The sequence below is a fragment of the Oleiphilus sp. HI0043 genome (assembly GCF_001634935.1).
In genome coordinates, this window is record NZ_LWEY01000718.1 from 1 (window position 1) to 1259 (window position 1259).

Here is a 1259-nt window from a genome sequence, read left to right on the forward strand (position 1 = left end):
CCTTCCTTTCTGCTTCACCCCCGCTCAAGCCGAAGAGCTTATGGTGTACTCATCGCGTAATGCGAGTTATCTAACACCGATGTTCAATCGCTACGCTTCTGAATCAGGCGTTTCGGTCAGCTACATCATTAACAACAGTAGTGAAGCACTCATCCGAAAGCTCGAAGCTGAAGGAGAGGAAAGTCCAGCGGATATCTTCCTAACGACAGGCGCACTCAATCTGTCACTGGCCTCTCAAAAAGGCGTGCTTGCCAGTATCTCTTCTCGTATCCTGAAAAAAACACTGCCTGAACACCTTCGTTCAAAAGATGATGACTGGTTTGCAATAGCGAAACGCGCCCAGGCGATTGCTTATCACCCTGAAAAGCTTAGCGAATCTGAACTGCAGACTTATGCCAACACCTACGCCGCTCTCGCCGATAGTAAATGGAAAGGCAAGCTGTGTTTACGCTCATCAAGAACTGAGTATTCCCAATCACTGCTAGCAGACCTAAGCCACCGTTATGGCGAAGCAAAAATGCAGACGATAATGAAAGGCTGGGTAAGCAATCTCGTCCATTCACCTATGTCGGACGACTTGGAATTATTCACTGCACTGGAAACAGGAGCTTGTGAGCTAACAATCGCCTACTCCTATTACTTGCCTCGTCACCTTTTGACTCACCCGAATTCTAAAATAGAACTCTTCTGGCCTGAACAGAAAGACGGCGGTGTGCATATCGACATCACCGGCGCAGGCGTCGTAGCCGATTCCGACAATAAAGAACTCGCGCAAGATTTTTTAGAATGGATGCTATCTAAACAAGCACAACCCCAATACTCTCGACTCAGCATGGAATACCCGGCTCACCGAAGAGTCTACCCGGACCGAGCTGTCGCCAAGCATGGAAAATTTAAAGAGAACAAAACCCATGTTGAAGAGTTTTCGCCTTATCAAAGCACTGCGAATGCTATCGCGAGGAAAGCTAGGTATAAGTAAGCAATGTCTGGCTAGGGGTATGAAGTTTTCAATCGTAGCCTGTTTTTAACAGACATGGTCGGCTTGGCCGTTAAAGTGCCACAGGCACACCTAATAGGCCATTATCAATATGGCCTCATTGTCCTGATTTAAGGCTGTCGCAGATTTTTGACTTTGAGCACGCAGCTTTATTAAATTACCGATAACGGGTTAGCCAATATCTCCTTGAGCCTATTCGGCGTATCCATTCTTACACCAAGTATACTTATGACACCTACCCCACCACTTTTAAGCTCCTTCA

At 46.8% G+C, this 1259-nt stretch carries 1 protein-coding gene; it reads left to right on the forward strand.

The window, feature by feature from the left end:
- On the forward strand, positions 1-979 hold a 979-nt coding region (locus A3729_RS08425), incomplete at its 5' end, for an extracellular solute-binding protein (RefSeq protein ID WP_068633641.1).
- Between the last annotated feature and the right edge of the window lie 280 nt (positions 980-1259).